Raw genomic sequence first — 19,512 nt, 5'->3', positions numbered from 1 at the left:
TACCGCGTGTAATCGAGGCCACAAGGGTGCCGCGCGCCACTTTCGCGGGTCCGAAACCGTCAAAGCCTTAATCGAAATCTCACCGCGGGAAACGCGGAGTGAGCAGTTCGCTGCCCACTGTCGCCTTTCGGGTCACAAATGGCGTACGGCCGCCTCGGTGGTCTCGACCATCGGCTCGAACGGCGTAACGTGCGGTCCCGGATCGACGACTCCCCGGGGACATGTCCCCGGGGCGAGTTCGAGGGAGGCCCTCAGTGGACGACCTGATCGCTTTCCTCGCCGCGCGCGTGGGTGCGCGGCAGGCGATGATCATGCAGGCCGTCAACAAGGCGAAAGCCGGCGACGCGATGAACCGCGGCGAGACGAAAGTCGCCGTGGAGCAGAAGATCCGCGGGCTGACCGACCTGGACCTGGACGCGGTCAACCAGATGATCAACGAGATCGAGGCGGCCCGGCGGATCCTGCTCGCGCACCGCACCACGGTGTCGGAGAAGGTGCCCGGCTTTCCGCTCTACGGCAGCGAATACTGGTGTGAGACCTGCCACGTGCCCGCCGACGAGGCCGGCTCCAACTGGTGCCTCACGCTGCGCCTGCTGGCCCTGCCCTACACCGACCACCCGGACTACAGCGAGCGCTGGCGCCCCTGACGGGAATCCCGGCCCGCGCCGGGCGTTGCACCCGGGGTGAGGATCTCCGTGCTCGACCGTTCCCCGGTGCGGCGTGACGGCGGGACCGCGCGGGCGCTGAGGGACACCGTCGCGTTCGCTTCCGGCGTGGAACGGCTGGGCTACCACCGGTTCTGGGTCTCCGAGCACCACGGCGTGCCCGGGGTCGCCGGCTCCGCGCCGGTCGTGCTGGCCGCCGCCGTCGCGGCCGCGACCAGCCGGATCCGGGTCGGGACCGGGGGTGTCATGCTGCCGAACCACCGGCCGCTGGTCGTCGCGGAGCAGTTCGGCGTCCTGGAAGCGCTCTACCCCGGCCGGATCGACATGGGACTGGGGCGCTCGGTCGGCTTCACCGCCGGCGTCCGCGAGGCGCTCGGCCAGGGCAAGGAAGCCGCCGACGACTTCGGCGCGCAGGTCCGGGAGCTGCTCGGGTTCTTCGCCGGTTCGCACACGGGTGTCCACGCCTACCCCGCCGAGGGCCTGCGCGTGCCGCCGTTCCTGCTGGCCACCGGGTCCGGCGCCGACCTCGCCGCGGACCTCGGGCTGCCGCTGGTGATCGCGCCCGTCCGCGGCGAACGCGCCCTGGTCGAGGCCGTGACGCGCTACCGCGACGGCTTCCGGCCGTCCGAGTGGGCGCGGGAGCCCTACGTCGTGGTGTCGTCCGCGATCGCCGTCGCGGACTCGGCGGCCGACGCGCGCCGCCTGCTCGTGTCGGAGGCCTGGGCGACGGTGTATTCGCGCTCCCACGGCGTCTTCCCGCCGCTGTCACCGCCCGCGGAGGTCCTGGCCCTGCCCATGACCGACCGCGAGCGCAGGCGCCTCGACGAGACCCTGGACGGCCAGATCTCGGGCACCCCGGCCGAAGTCGAGGACCGCCTCGGCGCGCTCGTCGCGGCCGTGGGCGCCGACGAAGTCCTCGCCACGACGGCCGCCTACGACCAATCCGCGCGGCTCGATTCTTTCGCCGCGCTGGCCGGAGTCGCCGGCCTTCGCGTCCCCATTTCGTGAGGGGATATCGAATTGCAGCAGTACCGCGTCGGAATATTACGGTGCCGTTTTCGCGGTATGGTTTTCGCGTGACTGCCGGGTCGGCCTCGAGCCGTGAGCAGACGGGGTACCCGGCTGTGCCGTGACCTCCGGGCGGGCCCGTGGCCCGCCGCCTCCCGCACGTCTTCCGTCATCGGAACGTGCACGGGAAGGAGGTGAATCGCATGTCCCAGTGGCAAGAGTTCGTCGCGGCCCACGCCGGCGGCGAGGTGCTCGACGGCGTCGTGGCGCGGGTGGTCCCGTTCGGCGCGTTCGTCGAGGTCGCGCCCGGTGTCCACGGCCTGTGGGTGACCGATACGGCCCCCGAGACCGGGAGCCGGGTGAGCGTCCGCATCGACCGCGTCGACGAGGAACGCCGCCGGTTCAGCCTGGTGCGGGCCTAGTCCGACGAAGCTTCGGGGCCGGGCGCCCGGCCCCGAAGCCGAGGCGGTCAGTCCGTGGCCTGGTACGACTCGATGGTGCGGCTCGCGAGGTTCGGGACCAGCTGCTCGAGGACCAGCTCCTTGAAGTGCGGCGTCCGCCGGTGCTCCTCGAAGGCCTCCGGCGAGGTGTACCGCTCGAGGAGGACGACGCTGTGCTCGTCGTCCAGGTCCCGGTAGACCTCGAACGCGAGGTTGCCCGGTTCGCCGCGGCTGGCTTCGGCGAGCTTCCGGTACAGCGGCAGCAGCTCGGCCGTCCTGCCGGCGGGGAGGGTGTGCCGGGCGATGACTTGCAGTTCGGGCATCGGGGGAGCCTTCCTGGCGGGCGGGTTCCTCCACCGTAGGCCGCCGGGGTTGCGGCCTTCGCCGAAGGATCAGCCGAGCACGAACGGCAGCCGCGCGGCCAGGTCGCCGAGAGCCTCGCGCTCGGCGACCGTGGCGGAGCGGCGACCCGTCGCCACCAGCAGCACGTCCTCGTCGGAGAACGACGGCGGGAACGTCGTTCCGGCGATCTTCTCCAGCATCTCGCGTGTCCGCGCCACGCCCTCGGCGGGCGGCCCGGCCGCGGACGGCACGTGCGCCACCAGGTCCAGGTGGTGCAGCGTCCACTCCAGCACGTACGCCGACAGGTAGTCGCCCGCGGTGAGGACCATGTCCTGCGTCGACACCCGCGTCGCCGGGTCCGCCAGATCGGCCGCCCGGCCCGCCGCCGCGCCCACGTCGTCGAGGTGGAACTTCAGCAGCGCCGGGTCCTCGTACGCCGCCGCCAGGCGGACGATCAGCGCGTCCAGCGGGTCGTCGCCCGAAGGCGGCGCGTCCGTCACCGCCCAGTACGTCACGGCGTCGTGCGTCACCGCCGACGATGCCGGCGTCACCAGCGTGATCAGGACGTCCTGCGCGTCGATCACCAGGTGGCAGACCAGGTCCCGGACCAGCCACCCCCGGCACCCCGACGGCTTCGCGAAGTCGTCGTCCGGAAGAGCGGCGACCGCGGCGCGCAACGCCGCCCACGTGCGCGAGAAGAGATCCACGCCGGCGAAGCTAGCAGGGTCAGAGCCTCAGCTGCAGCTGAGTGAGGATGCGCTGAGCGGGGTCGGCGAAGTCCACTCCGGACACTTCGCCGGCGCGCCGGACGCGGTAGCGGACCGTGTTGGGGTGGATGTTCAGGACCCGGGCCGCCGCCCGGACGTCGCCGAACGCGTCGAGCCACGCCAGGACCGCCGGGACCAGGATGCCGCCGTGCTCGGCGTCGTGCTCCACCAGCGACGTCAGCCGCGGGTCGCGGATCCGGGGCTGCCCGCCGAGGAACGCCAGCACCTCCGACAGCAGCACCTCGGCGCGGACGTCGGCCAGCGAGGCGACGTCGGCCTCCCAGTGCCCGCGCGCCATCGCCGCCAGGACGCGGTCCGCGTCGCCCCGGGACGCCGCCGCGTCCGACAGCCGGGGCACCACGCCGCCGAGCGCCGCCCGCACGGGGACGTCCAGGTGCCGCCGCGCGGTGCCGGCGATCTCCTTCGCCAGTGCCAGGACCGCCGCGTCCGAGTGCTCGGGCAGGTCGGGTAGCAGCGCGTAGACGCGGCCGCCGATCACGCTCACCAGTGCGCTGCGCCGGTAAGCGGCCGTGTGGACGGCGATGAGGTGCACCAGCTCGGCCCGCCGCAGCTGCCGGTTGCCCGATCGCTCCAAGGAGAACGCCAGGACCTGCGCCGGCCGGGCCGGGTCCGCGCCGATGTCGTCCGCGACGGACTCCGCGTCCAGCCGCCCTTCGAGCAGGCTCGCGAGGAGGTCCTCCCGCAGCCGCAGCTCCGGGCTGGGCAGCGTCCGGGCGCGGATCAGCTGCGGCGCGAGGGTGCGGCTCGCGCCGAGCAAAGCCGTCTCGGCGCGTTCGGTGAGCGGCTGCGCGCCCTCCTGGACCCAGATCGTGCCGAGCGGCTGCTTGCCCGCGTGGATGCCCGCCGCGATGCGCCGGCGGATGCCCAGCTCGGGTCGCTCGTCGATCCGGACGATCCCCTCACCGGCGCGAAGCCGCTGGTAGACCCCCCATTCGCGCAGCATCGCGAGGTAGCGTTCCGGGCCTTCGCGGCCGAGGATCGACAGCCGCCGCAGCTCGTCGACCTCGTCGCCGGCCCGGGAGTAGGCGAGCACGCGGTTCGCTGTGTCCTCGATGCTGACCAGGCCACCGGTGAGCGTCGCGATCGTTTGCGCCAGCGCGAACAGGTCGCCGAGCACCTCGCCGCTGGCCGCTTCGCCGCCCGCGCGCGCCGCCTCGACGACCCCGCGGGCCAGCGACTCGACCTGCTCCCAGCGCGCTTCCGCGCCGACCGTGAGGAGCGCGATGCCCGCGTCGGCGGCGACGTCGGCGCCCGTCGCGCCCTTGACCGCCACCGCGGCCGCCCCGCCGCGCCCGGCCGCGCGGATCGCGGGCGCCGCGGCCCGGCCGCGCGCGCCGATCACCAGCACCAGGTCGCCCGGCCCGGCTTCCAGGGGGTCTTCGGGGTCGAGGATCACGACGTCGGTGACCGGGACGCCCAGGCCGTGCGGCGCCACGACGACCTCGACGAGCGGTTCCCCGAGGGTCGCCAGCACGTGCCGCAACGACGTTATCGGATCGGCCAAAGTCACCCGATTGATTTTAGCCGGTTGAACAAGCCGCCGAAGCGTGTCCGGAGTTACCGTTCGGGGCATCCAGACGTACAGGAAAGGCAGAGGAGCCGCCGTGGACGCCGTGACCCAGACCCCCGCCCCGAAGAACGAGCCGGTGCTGACGTATGCGCCGGGCAGCGCTGAGCGCGCGGAACTCGAGGGTGCGCTCAAGCGGCTGGGCCAGGCGGAACCCGTCGACCTCACGGTCACCGTCGGCGGCGAGCAGCGCCCCGGCGGCGGCGAGAAGATCGACGTCGTCCAGCCGCACAACCACCAGCACGTGCTCGGCACCATCCACAGCGCGACGCAGCAGGACACCACCGACGCCATCGCCGCGGCCGCGCAGGCCGCGCCGGAGTGGCGCGGGCTGTCCTACGACGACCGCGCCGCGATCCTGCTGCGCGCCGCCGACCTGCTGACCGGCCCGTGGCGCGCCACGATCAACGCCGCCACCATGCTCGGCCAGTCCAAGACCGCGACCCAGGCCGAGATCGACTCGGCCTGCGAGCTCGCCGACTTCTGGCGCTTCAACGTCGAGTTCGGCCGCCGCGTGCTCACCGAGCAGCCGATCAGCTCGCCCGGCGTGTGGAACCGGCTGGAGCACCGACCGCTGGAAGGCTTCGTCTACGCGATCACGCCGTTCAACTTCACCGCGATCGCCGGCAACCTGCCGACCGCGCCCGCGCTGATGGGCAACACCGTGCTGTGGAAGCCGTCGCCGACGCAGTCGTTCGCCGCGCACCTGACCATGCGGCTGCTCGAAGAGGCCGGGATGCCGCCGGGCGTCATCAACCTGCTGCCGGGCGACGGCAAGGCCGTCTCCGAGGTCGCCCTGACCCACCGCGACCTGGCCGGGATCCACTTCACCGGCTCGACCGCGACGTTCCAGCACCTGTGGGGCACGGTCGGCGCGAACATCGCGGGCTACCGCTCGTACCCGCGCCTGGTCGGCGAGACCGGCGGCAAGGACTTCATCGTCGCGCACCCGTCGGCCGACGTCGACGTCCTGCGCACCGCGATGGTCCGCGGCGCGTTCGAGTACCAGGGCCAGAAGTGCTCCGCCGCTTCGCGCGCGTACGTCCCGCGCAGCGTGTGGAACCGCGTGAAGGACGGTCTCGTCTCCGAGACCGAGGCGCTGTCCTACGGCGACGTCACCGACCTGTCGCACTTCGGCGGCGCGGTCATCGACGCGCGCGCGTTCGCCAAGCACAAGGCCCTGTTCGAGCGCGTCGCCGCCGACGACTCGGTGGAGGTCCTCACCGGCGGCACCGCCGACGACAGCGTCGGGTACTTCGTCCAGCCGACGATCCTCGTGTCGGACAACCCGAAGCACGAGATCTTCTCGACCGAGTACTTCGGGCCGATCCTGGCGGTGCACGTCTATGAGGACGGTGACTTCGACGCCGTGCTGAAGCTCGTCGACGAGACGGCGGCGTACGCGCTGACCGGCGCGATCATCGCCAACGACCGCACGGCCGTGGCGAAGGCGTCCGAGGCGCTGCGGTTCGCCGCGGGCAACTTCTACGTCAACGACAAGCCGACCGGTGCCGTCGTCGGCCAGCAGCCGTTCGGCGGCGCGCGGGCCTCGGGCACCAACGACAAGGCGGGCTCGATCTTCAACCTGCAGCGCTGGACGAGCCCGCGCTCGATCAAGGAGACGTTCGTCCCGCCGACCAGCGTCCGTTACCCGCACCAGGGCTGAGAGGGAGACCGTCATGTTGCGTGCCCCGCTGCTCGCCGCCGCCCGCTCGAAGGGCATCCGGCGGCTCGTCGAAGCCGTGCCCGCCACGCGATCCGTGGTGCGCCGGTTCGTGGCCGGGTCCGAGACCGCCGACGCCGTCCGCGTCGCCAGGGAACTGGCGGCGGACGGCCGGCGGATCACCCTCGACCACCTGGGCGAGGACACCACCGACGCCGCGCAGGCGGCGTCGACGGTCGCGGCCTACGAGGCCGTGCTGACCGCGCTCGCCGCGGAAGGCCTGGCCGAGGGTGCCGACGTCTCGGTGAAGCTGTCGGCGGTGGGGCAGTTCCTGCCGTCGAACGGCGAGGACGTCGCCTTGGAGAACGCGCGGAAGATCTGCGCGGCGGCCGAGGCGGTCGGCGCCACCGTGACGCTCGACATGGAGGACCACACCACCACGGACTCGACGCTCGGCATCCTGCGCGAGCTGCGCGGCGAGTACCCGTGGGTCGGCGCGGTGCTGCAGGCCTACCTGCGGCGGACCGAGCAGGACTGCCGGGAGCTGTCCGGGCCGGGGTCGCGCGTGCGGCTGTGCAAGGGCGCGTACGCCGAGCCGGAGCCGGCCGCGTTCCAGGAGAAGTCCGAAGTGGACAAGTCCTACGTCCGCTGCCTGCGCGTCCTGATGGCGGGCTCCGGGTACCCGATGGTGGCCTCGCACGACCCGCGGATGATCGAGATCGCCGCGGCGCTGGCGATCGAGAACGATCGCAAGGACGACGACCACGAGTTCCAGATGCTCTACGGCATCCGGCCGGAGGAGCAGGCGCGGATCGCGGCCGGCGGGTCGCGGATGCGCGTCTACGTGCCCTACGGCGACGAGTGGTACGGCTACTTCATGCGCCGGCTGGCCGAGCGCCCGGCGAACCTGGCGTTCTTCCTGCGCGGGCTCGCGACGCGTTCCTGAACATGACTGAGGCCGCCTCGCGGGGCGGCCTCAGTCATGTGGTGGTGGTCAGGCCTGTTCGGCCTCGGCTTCGGCGGCCTTGCGCTTGACCTCGTCCATGTCGACCTCGCGAGCCTGCTTGATGAGCTCTTCGAGGGCGGGCTCGGGCAGCGCGCCGGGCTGGGCGTAGATCAGCGTCTTGTCGCGGATGATGGCCAGCGTCGGGATGGAGCGGACGTCGAAGGCGGCGGCGAGCTGCTGCTGCGCTTCGGTGTCGACGCTCGCGAACACGAGGTCGTCGTGCTTCTCGGAGGCCTTTTCGTAGACCGGCGCGAACTGGCGGCACGGCCCGCACCAGCTCGCCCAGAAGTCGATCAGGACGAACTCGTTGTCGTTTACCGTCTGGTCGAAGTTCTCGGCGGTCAGTTCAACGGTGCTCATGCCCTGGTCAACGAAGCGGACGCGGCGGGAATTCCCGGGACCGGGGTAGCGTCTCCCCCTAGCGCAACCCCGGTAAGAGGAGGAACACGATGGCCGACGGCGAGATCCTGGGCCGGATCGACGAACTGATCGCGGAGGAGCACGAGCTCCGGTCGCGTTCGGTCGGCGTGGGGCTGAGCGGCGGCGACAAGGATCGCCTCACCACGGTCGAGCAGCAGCTCGACCAGTGCTGGGACCTGCTCCGGCAGCGGCGCGCGAAAACGGAGTTCCACGAGAACCCGGACGAAGCCGCGGCCCGCCCGATCTCCGAGGTGGAGTCCTACCGCCAGTAACCGCCGTGTCGTCCATCCACGTACGCGTGTCGTCCGCCTGAGTACGCGTGTCGTCCGTGGGTGTCCGCGGGTCGGGCCGGCGGCCGTACCTGGATGGACGACACGCGTACCCCGATGGACGACACGCGTACCTGGGTGGACGACACGGGGTCAGGCGGGGCAGAGGGTGCCGTCGGTGGGGATCTTGCCGTCGATCAGGAAGGCGCGGGCCGCGTCGGTGACGCAGGGGGACGTGCCCAGCGCGCCGTGACCCGCGCCCTGCCACGTGATCGTCACCGCGGACGGCATCCGGTCGGCCGCGCGGGTGCTGCCCAGCTGGGGCGTCACCGGGTCGGCCGCGGTGGCCGCGACCAGGATCGGCGGGGCACCCGGCGCGCCCGCCGGCGGCAGCGGCTCGGTCCGCACCGGCCACGGCCCGCACCAGGCCAGCTGCTGGGCGACGGCCGCACCGAACTGCGGGTACTTCCCCCGCATCCCGGCGACGACCTGGTCGAGCTGGTCGGCCGAGAGCCGGGTCTGGCTGTCGTTGCAGCGGGTCGCGATCGTGACGTCGAGCCGCGACGGCTGCGCGCGCGAATCGTGCAGCACCGGCGTGACGAACGCCGCCAGCGGCCGGATGTTCCCCGACCGCGCCGCCACGATCGCGTCGGCCAGCTCCGGCCACCGCGTGCGCTGCGCCAAACCCGAGTAGACCGCGTACATCGCGACGCCGGGGCCGAACGCGACGCCGTCGTCGGTCAGCGGCGCGATGCTGTCCCGCAGCTGCCCGGTGAGTGCGGTCAGCGCCGCCTTCGGGTCGCCGAGGGCGCACTTGCGCGCGGCGCAGTCCGCGGCGAAGGCGTCCAACGTGGACTGGGCGCCGGCGGCGACCGCGTCGAGCACGGCCGCGGTGTCCGGGCCCGGGTCGGGGACGCCGTCGAACACCATCCGGCCGACCTGGCCGGGGAAGCGCCCCGCGTACTCCGAGAGGACCTTCGAGCCGTCGCCGCGGCCGATGGCGTCCAGCCGGTCCATGCCCAGCTGCTTGCGCAGCTCGTCGAGGTCGCCGGCCCCGCGCCAGCTGTCCAGCGCGGTCTGGGAGTCGTCCAGCTCGATCGCGCACTGCTGCCCGGCCTTGCGCGCGGCGTCCAGGACGTCCTGCAGGTCGCCCCGCGCCGGGTCCGCGTCGATCAGGTCGTGGCGGATGTCGTCGGGGACGCACTGGGCGGCACCCGAGAGCCCGGTGCCGCGCCGGTCGAGGCCGATCAGCGAGAACTTCTCCAGGAACGCCGGCGGCAGCGTCGCGGCCAGCCGCGCGGCGTACACCGTGCCCGGGTCGCCGTCGACGTCGTTGACCACGACCAGCGGCACCGGCCCGGAGCCGACCTTCAGCGCCAGCAGCCGCACCACCGACCGCCGGGCCTCGCCGGGCGCGTCGAGCGGCGCGGTGACCCGGGCGCACGTGAAGTGCAGCGTGTCCGGGACGGCGGGGGTGCCGATCCGCTGCCGGGTGTCGTCGTCGCAGTCGGCCCACCGCAGCGACGGCGACTGCGGTTCGCCCAGCGGCGGCAGCGGCACCGCGGGCGTGCCCGACGGCGAGGCGGCCGTCGTCTTCCCGTCGTTCTCGACCAGCGCCGGCCGGACCGACGGCCCGGCGGCGCACCCCGCGGCGGAGGCCACGGCGAGCAGCGCGACCAGGACACGAGTACGGCGGCGGTGCACGGGCGAGGTCCTCACGTCGATCAAAGACAGGTACCGCCGAGCTTCGCACGGCAGGTGTGGGACGCGGGTTAGCGGGTCCGCACCACCTGGCCGCGGAACACGGCGTCGAGGTCGTAGCGGGCCGGCTCGTCCAGCTGGCCGTAGTCGCACGACGCGGGCTCGCGGTCCGGCCGCCACCGCACGAACCGCGCGTTGTGCCGGAACCGCGACGGCATCCCGCCTTCGGTGTTCTCGTAGGCGACCTCGACGACGCGCTCGGGCCGCAGCGGCACCCATTCGTGCTCGGTGGCGCGCCAGCGGCTGATGCCGCCGGGGATCCGCTGGCCCTCGCCTTCCGCGCGCCCGCCCCACGGGTGGTCCTCCCCGTCGGTGACCAGCGGCGCGAGCTCTTCGGCGAGCTCGCGACGGCGTTCCTTGGGGAACGACCCGACGGTGCCGACGTGGTGCAGCACGCCGTTCTCGTCGTGCAGGCCGAGCAGGAACGACCCGACGAGCTCGCCGGGCCCGCCGTCGACGTGCCAGCGCAGCCCGGCCAGCACGCAGTCCGCGGTGCGCAGGTGCTTGTACTTGTGCAGGACGCGCTTGCCCGGCGTGTACGGCTCGTCCAGGGGCTTGCCGATGACGCCGTCGAGGCCCGCGCCCTCGAAGAGCTCGAACCAGTGCCGCGCGGTGGCGGGGTCGGTCGTGGCCGGGGTGAGCCCGAACCGGTCGCCGGCCAGCTCGACGAGCCGTTCGCGGCGGGCCGACGTCGGCTCGTCCAGCAGGGACTCGTCGCCGAGGGCGAGCAGGTCGAAGGCGACGAACTCGGCGGGCTGCTCGTCGGCCAGCAGCGTGATGCGGCTTTCGGCGGGGTGGATCCGCTGGGTGAGCGCGTCGAAGTCCAGCCGGCCGCCGCGCGCGACGACGAGCTCGCCGTCCAGCACGACCCGCGGCGGCAGCGTCTCGAGCAGCCGGGAGACGGCTTCCGGGAAGTACCGGTTGAGCGGCTTCTCCGCGCGGGACTGCAGGTACAGCTCGTCGCCGTCCTTGAAGACGATGCAGCGGAAGCCGTCCCACTTCGGCTCGAACAGCAGGCCCCCGGAGTCCGGGATGGCCTTCGCGGGCTTGGCGAGCATCGGCTTCAGCGGCGGCTGCAGCGGTAGGGGCATGCGGGCATTCTGCGGAAAGACGCCGCTCAGCGCACGCGTTTCGCCGCGCTCGTGTCGAGCTCCAGGCGGACGGCGGTGGGCAGGACGTCGAGGCCGAGCGACTCCCGCGCCCTGGTCAGGACGCGGGCGTCCAGGTCTTCCCAGACGCTCTTGAGGTCGGTGCCCTCGTGCAGCCACAGGGTGATGCGCAACGCGGGAGACGTCCGCGACCCGACCGCGCGGACCCGGGCGCGGCTCACGCCGTCGAGCTGCTCGGCGTCGGTCTGGACCGCGCCGGAGATCGCGGCGGCGGTGACGACGAGCTCCGCGCCCTCGGTGCGGTCGAGGTCTACGTCGGGCCGCGGCTCCGGGCGCAGCGAACGCAGCGTCCCGCGCAGGCCGAACACGAACAGCAGGACGCCGAGCACGATCGCGACGATCCGGGCGGGCGTGGCGTGGCCGCCGAGCCAGTCGAGGGCCATCGGGTCGAGCAGCGGACGGCGGCCGCGGAACTCGCCGAGCCAGCCGAGGCCGACGACCAGGGCGAGCGCGCCGCCGGCCAGCGCCAGCAGCCCGACGAGGAACGTCCAGGTGCGTTCGCCCGTGTACGACCGGGAAAGCGCCTTCGCGGCGACTGACTTGCTCATGCGCGCACCTCGCTGACGCTCGGTGCCTGCTGAGCACAAAGCGCTGTGCTGGATGATTCACTCGCAAGCTCGCTCATCGGCGGTCCTTGGTGGAGTCGACGACGACCGAGACCTTGGGCCGTCGCACGAGCGGAACGTCGTCGAGCAGCGCGGACACCGTCTCCAGCAGGCGTGGCCGCAGCTCGCCTTCGGTTTCGAGGGTGCTCTTCGCGCGGACCCGGACGCGGCGGGCGCTCGCGGTGACCGTCGCGCCGGCGACGTTGTCCTGCGCGCGCACGGTGAGCCCGACCAGCCGGGCCAGCGAGCGCGGCGACGTCGAGACGCTCACCTCGTCGGCCGGGTCGGTGAGCCGGATCGCGCGGCTCTTGGCGGCCACCGCGCACAGCAGCAGGACCAGGCCCGCGGCGGCGAGCACACCGGCGCCGACGCGCACCGCGTAGGCGTCCCAGCCCAGCGACGCGAGTTCGGCCTGCCAGCGCGGCCACGGCACCACCAGCGGGCCGGAACCGGGCCGCCACCAGTGCCAGCCGACTTCGAGCGCGAGCAGCGCGCCGGCGGCCGCGAAGGCGAGGCCGAGCAGAGTGGACAGGAGGCGGACGAGCGGGCGCACGGCTACCGCACCCTCGGCGGCACGTCCGGCCGGAGCGCGGACACCGTCACGGCCAGGGTGCGGACGCGGTAGCCGGTGAGCAGCTCGACCTCCTCGGTGACCTTCTCCCGCACGACGCCGACGACGGTCCGCACCGGCGCCGGGTACTGCAGGGCCAGGTCGAGCGCGAGGTCGACGTCGTTGTCGAGGCCGCCGACCTTCGCCTTGGCGCCCTTGCCGTCGCGTGAGGTGCCGGGGACCTGGTCGGCGGCGTGCTGGGCGACCTTGCGCACGACGGCGTGCCCGACGGTGAGGGTGCCGCGCTCGGCCGGTTCGGCGAGCTCGCGTGGCACGTCGAGGACGCGGCTCACTTGTCGCGGCCCTTGCCGAAGAGCTCGCCGAGGTCGAGCTCGCCGTCGAGGACCCGGCCGGCGACGAGGCCGATGATCCCGACGGCCAGCGTCACCAGGAACGCGGTGAACCCCTGGGTCGCGGCGAGGCCGAGGATCAGCCCGGCGAGGAGCCCGGTCTGCGTTGCGTTCACATGTCCTCCTTGGACGGTCCTTCGAATGGAAGGTGCGGGTCACAGCACTCGGGGCGGACGGCGACGGCGGCGGAACCGGGCCAGGACGGCCGCGATCCCGCGGCGGTTCACGACGAAGGTCACGGGAGCGTCGTAGCGAGAGTCCACTTCGGACTCGGCGGCGGATGAGGCGGCGCGGGATGAGGTGGCGGCCGACCCGGCGGCGGACCTCCCGGCGCGGAACGACGTGCCGCCAGCCCGATCCGCGCGCAACGGCGCCGACCCGCCCGGACCGCCTGCCGCCCCCGCCGCGCGGAAGCGGGCCAGCCCGGCCGCGAACTCCGCCGGGTCGCCGCCCACGTCCGGGTGGTGGGCGCGCACGAACGCGCGGAAGGCCGTCCGGCCTTCCGCGTCGCCCCTGTCGCCCGGATCGCCCCCGGTCATTCCACCCGCGTCGATTCGGGTTCTTCCTCGCCGGGCAGGTGGATGTCGTTGACGGCGATGTTCACCTCGATCACCTCGAGGCCGGTGATCTGCTCGACCGCGGTGATCACGTTGCGCCGCACCGCGCGGGCGACGTCGGTGATGCGCGCGCCGTACTCGACGACGACGTCGAGGTCGATGGCCGTCTGCTTCTCGCCGACCTCCACCGCGACGCCGGCGGTCGTGACCGTGCCGGAGCCGGGGATGCGTTCGCGCAGGGCGCCGAGCGCGCGCGACACCCCGCCGCCGCCCAGGGCGTGCACCCCAGGGACTTCGCGGGTGGCCAGGCCGGCCACCTTCTGCACGACCACCGACGAGATCGTGGTGCGGCCGGCGGCGCCCTCCTCGTTGAGCGGGGTCACCGTGCCGGGGCTTTCGGTCCGTTCCGGGTGCATGCGTGCGGGCTCCTCTCGCGGCGGTCTCTCGCCCGTACGATGCCCCGCGGCGGGCAAACCTCACGCAAGATCCCCCGATCGGGGGAACGGTCAGCCGGGGTGGACGTCCACGACGTGCACGTTCACCGTCGTGGCGACGCCGAGCTGGCGGGACAGCTCCGCGGTGATCCCCTGCCGCAGCGCCTCGGCCGCCGCGTCGGCGGTGAGCCCGAACCGGACCGACACCAGCACCTGCACGGCGTCGTCCTCGACCGCGACGGCCGACACCCGCACCCCCTCGGGCGCCCGTTCGGCGGCGATGGCCGACGCGAGCTGGGCGACTACGTTCCCGGTGACGCGCAGCCTGCCCGTCTCGCCGGGCACCTCGACGGCGGTCCGGCGGCCGCGCGCGACGGCCCGCAGCACGCGTTCGACCAGCCCGGGCGGGGTCGGCACCCGGCGGCGCGCCGCCGCGCGCACGGCGTCCCAGCGGGGGTCCCGCTCGGGATCGGAAAGCTCGGCCATCACCGCTCCCTCAACTCGGCGAGCAGCGCCACCCTGGCCCGGTGCAGCCGCGAGCGCAAGGCGCCGACGTTCACGTCGAGCACCTCGGCGACCTCTTCGTAGCTCAGGCCCTCCAGCTCGCGCAGCACCAGCGGCACGCGCTGCGACACCTCCAGCCTGCCGATCGCGCGCAGCACCGCGTCGACCTCCTCGGCCCGCACGACACGGCCTTCGGGGCCAGGGTCGGCCCCGGCGAGCAGCGCACTGTCCAGAGTGGACTGCCCGTCGGGTTCCGGGCAGTCGAGCGAGATCGTGGGCCGGCGCCGCCGCAGGAGCGCGAGCGCGCTGTTGGTGACGACGCGGTAGAGCCAGGTCGACACCGCGGACTCGTGCCGGAAGGAGCCGAGGGAGCGCCACGCGGCGAGCCACGCGTCCTGCACGACGTCCTCGGCCTCGGCGGCGCTGCCGGTGATCCGCAGCGCGACGCGGTACATCCGCGGCGTGTGCTGCCGCACGAGCGCGCCGAACGCGGCGTCGTCGCCGGCCGCGGCCCTGGCGAGCAGGTCGGCGTCGCCGCTCACCCGGCGTCCCGGCGGTAGCGCAGGAACGTGAAGCCGTCCTCGAGCAGGATCGACGCCAGCGCGAGCCGGCGCGGGACGGCGACCGGCCCCGCGGCGATCCGGGCCGCCGGACCGGCCACGAGCAGCGGCGCGACCGTCAGGCACAGCTGGTCGACGAGGTCGTCCGCGACGAGCCGGCCGAACAGCCGCGGCCCGCCCTCGCAGGCGACGCGACGCAGCCCGCGCGCGGCGAGCAGCTCGAGCGCGCGGCGGACGTCGACGTCGTCGTGGCCCGCGCGCAGGATCTCCGCCCCGGCGGCCTCGAGGGCGCCGGTCGGCGCGGACTCCGTGGTGACCACGATCGGGGGTACGACGGTCTCGGTGAACAGCCGGGACGAGGGGTCCAGATCCGCGGTGCGGGTCACGACGGCGATCGGCGGGACGGTCCCGAACCCGAGCCGGCGACGGCGTTCCAGCCGCTTCGGGCCCGCGACGACCCCGCGGTAGTCCTCCGCGCGGGCGGTGCCGGCGCCGACCAGGACCACGTCGGCGAGGTCGCGTCCCAGCAGGAAGATCCGCCGGTCGGCGGCGTGCGAGAGCCCCGCGGACGTCGTGTCGACCTCGACGGCGCCGTCGGCCGAGGCGACGAAGTTCACCTGGACCCACGGGCGGTCGAGATCGGCCGGGTAGGCGTAGATCCCCTCGAGGTCCACCCCGGTCAGCTCGCCCGTCGAAGAGGGCCACACGCTCCGCACGCGACAATCCCAACACGGGCGTGAAGTGCGTCTCGACCGGGGGACATCGCCGCCGGGCGCGCCCCGTCGCGCGGTTAGGCTCTGGCACCATGCCCGCGCACCTCGCCGATCGCCGTCCCGAGCTGTCCGCCGACGAGCTGATCGGCGCGCTGGTGCCCCCGCCGCGCTTCGACGCGGTCCGGTTCGACACGTACCTCCCGAACCCCGACGAGCCGAGCCAGGCCGCCGCGGTCGAGGCGTGCTCGGCGTTCGCGGCCAAGATCGGGGCGCGCAAGGAGAAAAAGCGCTTCAAGCTCTTCGGCGGCTCCCCGGAGCCGGCCGGGCCCATGGGGCTCTACCTCGACGGCGGCTTCGGCGTCGGCAAGACCCACCTGCTCGCCTCGGCCTGGCACGCGGCGCCCTCGCCCAAGGCGTACGGCACGTTCGTCGAGCTGACCCACCTGGTCGGCGCGCTGGGCTTCGCCGAGGCCGTGCGGCGGCTGTCCGAGCACCGGATCCTGGCCATCGACGAGTTCGAGCTGGACGACCCGGGTGACACCACGCTGGTCACGCGGCTGCTGCAGGAGCTCATGGACGCCGGCGTGTACATCGCGGCCACGTCGAACACCCTGCCGGAGAAGCTCGGCGAAGGCCGCTTCGCCGCCGAGGACTTCCTGCGCGAGATCCAGACGCTGTCGGCCCGCTTCGGCGTGGTGCGCGTCGACGGCCCGGACTACCGCCACCGCGGCCTGCCGGACGCGCCGCCACCGGTCTCGCCCGAAGTCCTCGAGGAGTCCGTCGCCGCGCACGAGGGGTCCACTGTGGACGACTTCGACGCGTTGTGCGCGCACCTGGGCGAGCTGCACCCGTCGCGCTACGGGCGGCTGCTCGACGGCGTCACCCGCGTGCACCTGCGCGGCGTCCACCCGGCGCCGGACCAGAACGTCGCGCTGCGGCTGGTCGCGTTCGCCGACCGGCTCTACGACCGGGCCATCCCGGTCGTCGTCTCCGGCGAGCCGCTGCCGTCGCTGTTCACCGAGGAGATGGTGAACGGCGGGTACCGCAAGAAGTACCTGCGCGCGGTCAGCCGGCTGACGGCACTGGCACGCGACGCGGCACCGACCACGTGAGCAGCACGACGGCGACCGCGAACAGCGTCCCGCCGACGACGTCGGTGAGGTAGTGGTAGCCCATCCCGACCAGCCCGGCGGCCGCGGCGACCAGCGCCAGCGCGGCGAGCACGGCGACGACCGCCTTGCGCGTGACGAGGACGAGCACGGTCAGCACCGCGACCAGGCTCACCGTGTGGCCGCTCGGGTAGACCAGGGTGTCGTTCTTCCACCGGTCGTAGAGCGGTTTCAGCAGCCAGCCCGTCAGCAGGATCGCCAGCAGCGGCGCGCCGAGCGCGAGGGCGGCGTCGGTCCGCCGCCCGGCGCGCAGACACAGGACGACGGCGAGCACGCCGAGCGCGATCACGACGTACGGCTCGGTCGGGAAGACCAGCACCCGCAGCACACCGGGGCTCAGGTGGGCAGTCCAGCCGGCGACGGTCGCGTCGACGGCGCCGGGCGTGGTCCCGCCGGCGAACGGCAGTCCCAGCAACACCGCGAGCAGCCCGCAGACCGCGGCCGGCACCCACATCGTCCTCACTCGCGAGAGGGTAGCTGTGACTCCGTGATGCACCCGTCTGCCACGATGCGGGCATGCACATCACGGTGGCGGGGGCCGGGATCATCGGCCTGAGCTGCGCGTACCGGCTGGCCGGTGCGGGACACGACGTCACGCTCGTCGCGGCGGCCCCGCCGGGGGAGACGACCTCGGCGGTCGCGGGTGGGGTGCTGTACCCGCCGGTGCGCCTGCCGGACAAGCGGATCGTGCGCTGGACGGCGGAGACCCTGGCCGTGCTGCGCGCGCAGGAGACACCCGGAGTGCGCTTCCGCCGCGGCCACGTCCTGCTGGCGCCGGGGGAGCCCGAGCCGCAGTGGCTGCCGGCGATGCTCGACCCGGTCCGCGACGGCGGCCACCTGGTGTTCACGACGGCCCTGGTCGACACCCCGGTGTACCTGGACTGGCTTCTCGCGCAGGTGGTGGCGCTGGGCGTGCGCGTCGAGCACCGGACGTTGGCTTCGCTGTCGGACCTGGGCCCGGTGGTCAACGCGACGGGCCTGGGCGCGGGGGCGTTGGCGGGCGACGGGTCGATGGTCCCGATCGGCGGGCAGGTCGTGCACTTGAGCGACCCGGGTTTGCCGGAGTTCGTGGTCGACGAGAGCGGCCCGGGCGTCACGTACGTCATCCCGCACGGCGGCCACGTCGTGTGCGGCGGCACGGAGGAGCCCGGCCGGAGCGACGTCGAACCCGACCCGGCCGTGACGGCGGACATCGTGCGCCGCTGCCGCGAGCTGGTCCCGGCGCTGGCGGGGGCGGAGGTCCTGCGGTCGGCGGTGGGCCTGCGCCCGTACCGGCCGGTGGTGCGGCTGGAGCGGAAGGGCGAGGTCGTCCACTGCTACGGCCACGGCGGTTCGGGGATCACCCTGGCCTGGGGCTGCGCGGCGGACGTCACCGAGTTGTTCGCGGCCTAAGGTGCCGAGAAGGCGGCGTGGTCGGCCTCCGTCCGGTCGGCGTAGCGCACCGCGTACGCGCCCATCGCTTCGTCCAGTTCGGAGTCTTCGGCGAAGTAGCCCGCGAGGAGCTTCGGGTGCAGCGAGCGCGTGTGGGCGCGGGCGAGCAGTGCGCCCGCCAGCCTGCCGTAGTCGTCGAGGTGGTCCTTCTCCAGCTCCGACGGGTCGATGTCGCCCTTGAGGTTGCGGAACTGGCGGACGATGAACGGGACGCCGTCGATCGTGGTCCAGCCGAGCAGGACGTCCGTTTCGGCCTGGACCAGGCGGGCGCCGTCGACGATCCGGCGGCCTTCGTGCTCCGCTTCCGGGAGGTCGAGGTACGGCGCGAGCGCCGGTGGTTGCGCCTGTTTCACCTGCAGCACCAGGTCTTCGTCGTCGTTGCCGTGCAGCAGGGCGACGTAGCTGCGCAAGCCCACGCTGCCGGTGCCGACCACGCGGAACGCGACGTCGGCGATCCGGTACCGCGCGATGAGTGTCCGCCGCGACTCGCGCAGGGTGTCCACATAGGACACCAGGCCGGCGGCGACCGCCTCGGCCGTCTTCTCGTCGACGTGCGTGAGCACCGGCGGGTCCTCGACGAACCGGTGGCGCGCCAGGCCGGTCTCGTGGTCGTCGACGCGCTCGGTCCACTTCGCGGCGACCTTCGCGCTGTCGTTCTTGCGGGCCTTCTCGGCGGCGTCGGCGAAGTCGTCGATCAGCTCGTCCGCGCGCGCCTTGGACAGCACCGAGGAGTCCGGCAGGGCGTTCCAGCTGCGCAGGAACGGCAGGTCGGCGAGCGCGCGAATGGTGCGGCGGTAGGACTTCACGGCGTCTTCGGCGGCTTCGCGGCAGCCGGACTCGCCGATGCCGCCCTCGCGGCCGGCGAGCACGAGGCTGGCCGCGAGCCGCTTGAGGTCCCACTCCCACGGGCCCGGGACGGTCTCGTCGAAGTCGTTGATGTCCATCACGATCTTGCCTTCGGGCGTGCCGTAGAGCCCGAAGTTGGCGGCGTGGGCATCGCCGCAGAGCTGCGCGGTGACCCCGGACGACGGCGTCCCGGCGAGATCGGCACCCATCAGCCCGGCGGCGCCGCGGAAGAAGGTGAACGGCGAAGCGACCATGCGTTCGCGACGGAGCTCGACCAGTTCGGGGAGGCGCCCGGCGTTGCTGGCGTCGAAGTACTGCTTCGCGCTCGGCCGGTCCTTCGCGGCGGCTTCGTGATCGTGCACGGCGGCGGGCGTCTTGTCCCGGAGCCGCTTGCCCTGTTCGTAGAGTTCGGCCGGCGTGACGCTGTCGGCGCCGACGAGCGGCCGCTCCACCCATTCCCCTGATCCCATATCGGGCACAACGTCCGAAGGGGACGATCTGCTCCCGAGCCGCCAGGTGTCACCCGGCCGCGCTCATGACCCGAAGGCCGGGACGGGGGACGCGCCGCCGGGCCGGGGCCGCGCATGCCGCGGCGGGGTTCTCGCCTGGGCCCGGGGATGCGCCACCGGGCCGGG

25 protein-coding genes are annotated in these 19,512 nt (G+C 73.4%); 8 read left to right on the top strand and 17 right to left on the bottom strand.

Annotated features, from left to right (window positions below):
• Nucleotides 1–254 precede the first annotated feature (254 nt).
• The 3 genes from ACZ7PG_RS08705 (at nt 255) to ACZ7PG_RS08695 (ending at nt 2,095) form a co-directional block, all read left to right on the top strand.
• Nucleotides 255–647: a DUF6221 family protein gene (locus tag ACZ7PG_RS08705; RefSeq protein WP_470238468.1), complete on the top strand. Its 393-nt coding sequence runs from the start codon at nt 255–257 to the stop codon at nt 645–647.
• 48 nt (nt 648–695) lie between these two features.
• A complete protein-coding gene (locus tag ACZ7PG_RS08700) occupies nt 696–1,673 on the top strand; it encodes an LLM class flavin-dependent oxidoreductase (RefSeq protein ID WP_470238467.1) in 978 nt (325 codons plus the stop codon).
• Nucleotides 1,674–1,876: 203 nt separating this feature from the next.
• Nucleotides 1,877–2,095: a S1 RNA-binding domain-containing protein gene (locus ACZ7PG_RS08695; protein WP_470238466.1), complete on the top strand. Its 219-nt coding sequence runs from the start codon at nt 1,877–1,879 to the stop codon at nt 2,093–2,095.
• A 47-nt stretch (nt 2,096–2,142) separates the two neighbouring features.
• Here the strand turns inward: ACZ7PG_RS08695 and ACZ7PG_RS08690 are convergent, their stop codons facing one another.
• The 3 genes from ACZ7PG_RS08690 to ACZ7PG_RS08680 form a co-directional block, all read right to left on the bottom strand.
• Nucleotides 2,143–2,436 (bottom strand): putative quinol monooxygenase, encoded by a 294-nt coding sequence (locus tag ACZ7PG_RS08690; RefSeq protein WP_470238465.1) that lies wholly within the window; start codon nt 2,434–2,436, stop codon nt 2,143–2,145.
• A 69-nt stretch (nt 2,437–2,505) separates the two neighbouring features.
• On the bottom strand, nt 2,506–3,162 hold the full coding sequence (locus tag ACZ7PG_RS08685) for a maleylpyruvate isomerase N-terminal domain-containing protein (protein ID WP_470238464.1): 657 nt from the start codon (nt 3,160–3,162) through the stop codon (nt 2,506–2,508).
• A gap of 19 nt (nt 3,163–3,181) precedes the next feature.
• Nucleotides 3,182–4,735 (bottom strand): PucR family transcriptional regulator, encoded by a 1,554-nt coding sequence (locus ACZ7PG_RS08680; protein WP_470239018.1) that lies wholly within the window; start codon nt 4,733–4,735, stop codon nt 3,182–3,184.
• A gap of 112 nt (nt 4,736–4,847) precedes the next feature.
• Between ACZ7PG_RS08680 and pruA the strand changes: the two genes are divergently transcribed.
• Both pruA and ACZ7PG_RS08670 read left to right on the top strand, forming a co-directional pair.
• Nucleotides 4,848–6,476: an L-glutamate gamma-semialdehyde dehydrogenase gene (gene pruA / locus ACZ7PG_RS08675; protein ID WP_470238463.1), complete on the top strand. Its 1,629-nt coding sequence runs from the start codon at nt 4,848–4,850 to the stop codon at nt 6,474–6,476.
• Nucleotides 6,477–6,489: 13 nt separating this feature from the next.
• Nucleotides 6,490–7,419: a proline dehydrogenase family protein gene (locus tag ACZ7PG_RS08670; RefSeq protein WP_470238462.1), complete on the top strand. Its 930-nt coding sequence runs from the start codon at nt 6,490–6,492 to the stop codon at nt 7,417–7,419.
• A gap of 48 nt (nt 7,420–7,467) precedes the next feature.
• Here ACZ7PG_RS08670 and ACZ7PG_RS08665 read toward each other — a convergent pair whose 3' ends face one another.
• Nucleotides 7,468–7,839, bottom strand: coding sequence for a thioredoxin family protein (locus tag ACZ7PG_RS08665; RefSeq protein ID WP_093951826.1), 372 nt, complete (start codon nt 7,837–7,839; stop codon nt 7,468–7,470).
• Between the two features lie 89 nt (nt 7,840–7,928).
• Here ACZ7PG_RS08665 and ACZ7PG_RS08660 point away from each other — a divergent pair, with 89 nt between their 5' ends.
• Nucleotides 7,929–8,171: a DUF2630 family protein gene (locus tag ACZ7PG_RS08660; protein ID WP_470238461.1), complete on the top strand. Its 243-nt coding sequence runs from the start codon at nt 7,929–7,931 to the stop codon at nt 8,169–8,171.
• 150 nt (nt 8,172–8,321) lie between these two features.
• On the opposite strand, the gene ACZ7PG_RS08655 is transcribed toward ACZ7PG_RS08660, so the two are convergent.
• The 11 genes from ACZ7PG_RS08655 to ACZ7PG_RS08605 all read right to left on the bottom strand — a co-directional run bounded on the left by ACZ7PG_RS08655 (nt 8,322) and on the right by ACZ7PG_RS08605 (nt 15,434).
• On the bottom strand, nt 8,322–9,872 hold the full coding sequence (locus ACZ7PG_RS08655; protein WP_470239017.1) for an alpha/beta hydrolase: 1,551 nt from the start codon (nt 9,870–9,872) through the stop codon (nt 8,322–8,324).
• 68 nt (nt 9,873–9,940) lie between these two features.
• Entirely contained in the window at nt 9,941–11,020 is a 1,080-nt protein-coding gene (locus ACZ7PG_RS08650) for an ATP-dependent DNA ligase (protein ID WP_470238460.1), read from the bottom strand.
• Nucleotides 11,021–11,046: 26 nt separating this feature from the next.
• Nucleotides 11,047–11,646, bottom strand: a complete 600-nt coding sequence (amaP, locus tag ACZ7PG_RS08645) for an alkaline shock response membrane anchor protein AmaP (RefSeq protein ID WP_470238459.1) — start codon at nt 11,644–11,646, stop codon at nt 11,047–11,049.
• Between the two features lie 73 nt (nt 11,647–11,719).
• Nucleotides 11,720–12,256, bottom strand: a complete 537-nt coding sequence (locus ACZ7PG_RS08640; protein ID WP_470238458.1) for a DUF6286 domain-containing protein — start codon at nt 12,254–12,256, stop codon at nt 11,720–11,722.
• A gap of 2 nt (nt 12,257–12,258) precedes the next feature.
• The gene (locus ACZ7PG_RS08635; RefSeq protein WP_470238457.1) at nt 12,259–12,606 is read right to left on the bottom strand and encodes an Asp23/Gls24 family envelope stress response protein; all 348 of its coding nucleotides are present in this window, start codon (nt 12,604–12,606) and stop codon (nt 12,259–12,261) included.
• Nucleotides 12,603–12,779 carry a hypothetical protein gene (locus ACZ7PG_RS08630; protein ID WP_013224542.1) on the bottom strand — a complete coding sequence of 59 codons (177 nt, stop codon included), beginning with the start codon at nt 12,777–12,779 and terminating at the stop codon, nt 12,603–12,605. Before ACZ7PG_RS08630 ends, ACZ7PG_RS08635 begins: the two co-directional genes overlap by 4 nt.
• A gap of 39 nt (nt 12,780–12,818) precedes the next feature.
• Nucleotides 12,819–13,202, bottom strand: coding sequence for a hypothetical protein (locus ACZ7PG_RS08625; protein WP_470238456.1), 384 nt, complete (start codon nt 13,200–13,202; stop codon nt 12,819–12,821).
• Entirely contained in the window at nt 13,199–13,636 is a 438-nt protein-coding gene (locus ACZ7PG_RS08620; protein ID WP_470238455.1) for an Asp23/Gls24 family envelope stress response protein, read from the bottom strand. The genes ACZ7PG_RS08625 and ACZ7PG_RS08620 overlap by 4 nt, the downstream gene beginning before the upstream one ends.
• 90 nt (nt 13,637–13,726) lie before the next feature.
• Nucleotides 13,727–14,140, bottom strand: a complete 414-nt coding sequence (locus ACZ7PG_RS08615) for an Asp23/Gls24 family envelope stress response protein (RefSeq protein ID WP_470238454.1) — start codon at nt 14,138–14,140, stop codon at nt 13,727–13,729.
• On the bottom strand, nt 14,140–14,700 hold the full coding sequence (locus tag ACZ7PG_RS08610; protein ID WP_470238453.1) for an RNA polymerase sigma factor: 561 nt from the start codon (nt 14,698–14,700) through the stop codon (nt 14,140–14,142). Before ACZ7PG_RS08610 ends, ACZ7PG_RS08615 begins: the two co-directional genes overlap by 1 nt.
• Nucleotides 14,697–15,434: a pyrimidine reductase family protein gene (locus ACZ7PG_RS08605; protein ID WP_470238452.1), complete on the bottom strand. Its 738-nt coding sequence runs from the start codon at nt 15,432–15,434 to the stop codon at nt 14,697–14,699. The genes ACZ7PG_RS08610 and ACZ7PG_RS08605 overlap by 4 nt, the downstream gene beginning before the upstream one ends.
• A gap of 89 nt (nt 15,435–15,523) precedes the next feature.
• Between ACZ7PG_RS08605 and zapE the strand changes: the two genes are divergently transcribed.
• Nucleotides 15,524–16,543, top strand: a complete 1,020-nt coding sequence (zapE, locus tag ACZ7PG_RS08600; RefSeq protein ID WP_470238451.1) for a cell division protein ZapE — start codon at nt 15,524–15,526, stop codon at nt 16,541–16,543.
• Here the strand turns inward: zapE and ACZ7PG_RS08595 are convergent.
• On the bottom strand, nt 16,497–17,048 hold the full coding sequence (locus ACZ7PG_RS08595; RefSeq protein ID WP_470239016.1) for a phosphatase PAP2 family protein: 552 nt from the start codon (nt 17,046–17,048) through the stop codon (nt 16,497–16,499). The genes zapE and ACZ7PG_RS08595 overlap by 47 nt on opposite strands.
• 68 nt (nt 17,049–17,116) lie before the next feature.
• On the opposite strand from ACZ7PG_RS08595, the gene ACZ7PG_RS08590 reads away from it, so the two are divergent.
• The gene (locus ACZ7PG_RS08590; protein WP_470238450.1) at nt 17,117–17,992 is read left to right on the top strand and encodes an FAD-dependent oxidoreductase; all 876 of its coding nucleotides are present in this window, start codon (nt 17,117–17,119) and stop codon (nt 17,990–17,992) included.
• Here the strand turns inward: ACZ7PG_RS08590 and ACZ7PG_RS08585 are convergent.
• Nucleotides 17,989–19,347, bottom strand: coding sequence for a DUF2252 domain-containing protein (locus ACZ7PG_RS08585; RefSeq protein WP_470238449.1), 1,359 nt, complete (start codon nt 19,345–19,347; stop codon nt 17,989–17,991). The genes ACZ7PG_RS08590 and ACZ7PG_RS08585 overlap by 4 nt on opposite strands.
• Nucleotides 19,348–19,512 lie beyond the last annotated feature (165 nt).

This window comes from Amycolatopsis sp. NPDC114504 (assembly GCF_055633595.1).
The sequence above is the reverse complement of the archived record's forward strand: the minus strand, read 5'-3'. Positions and strand labels throughout refer to the sequence as shown.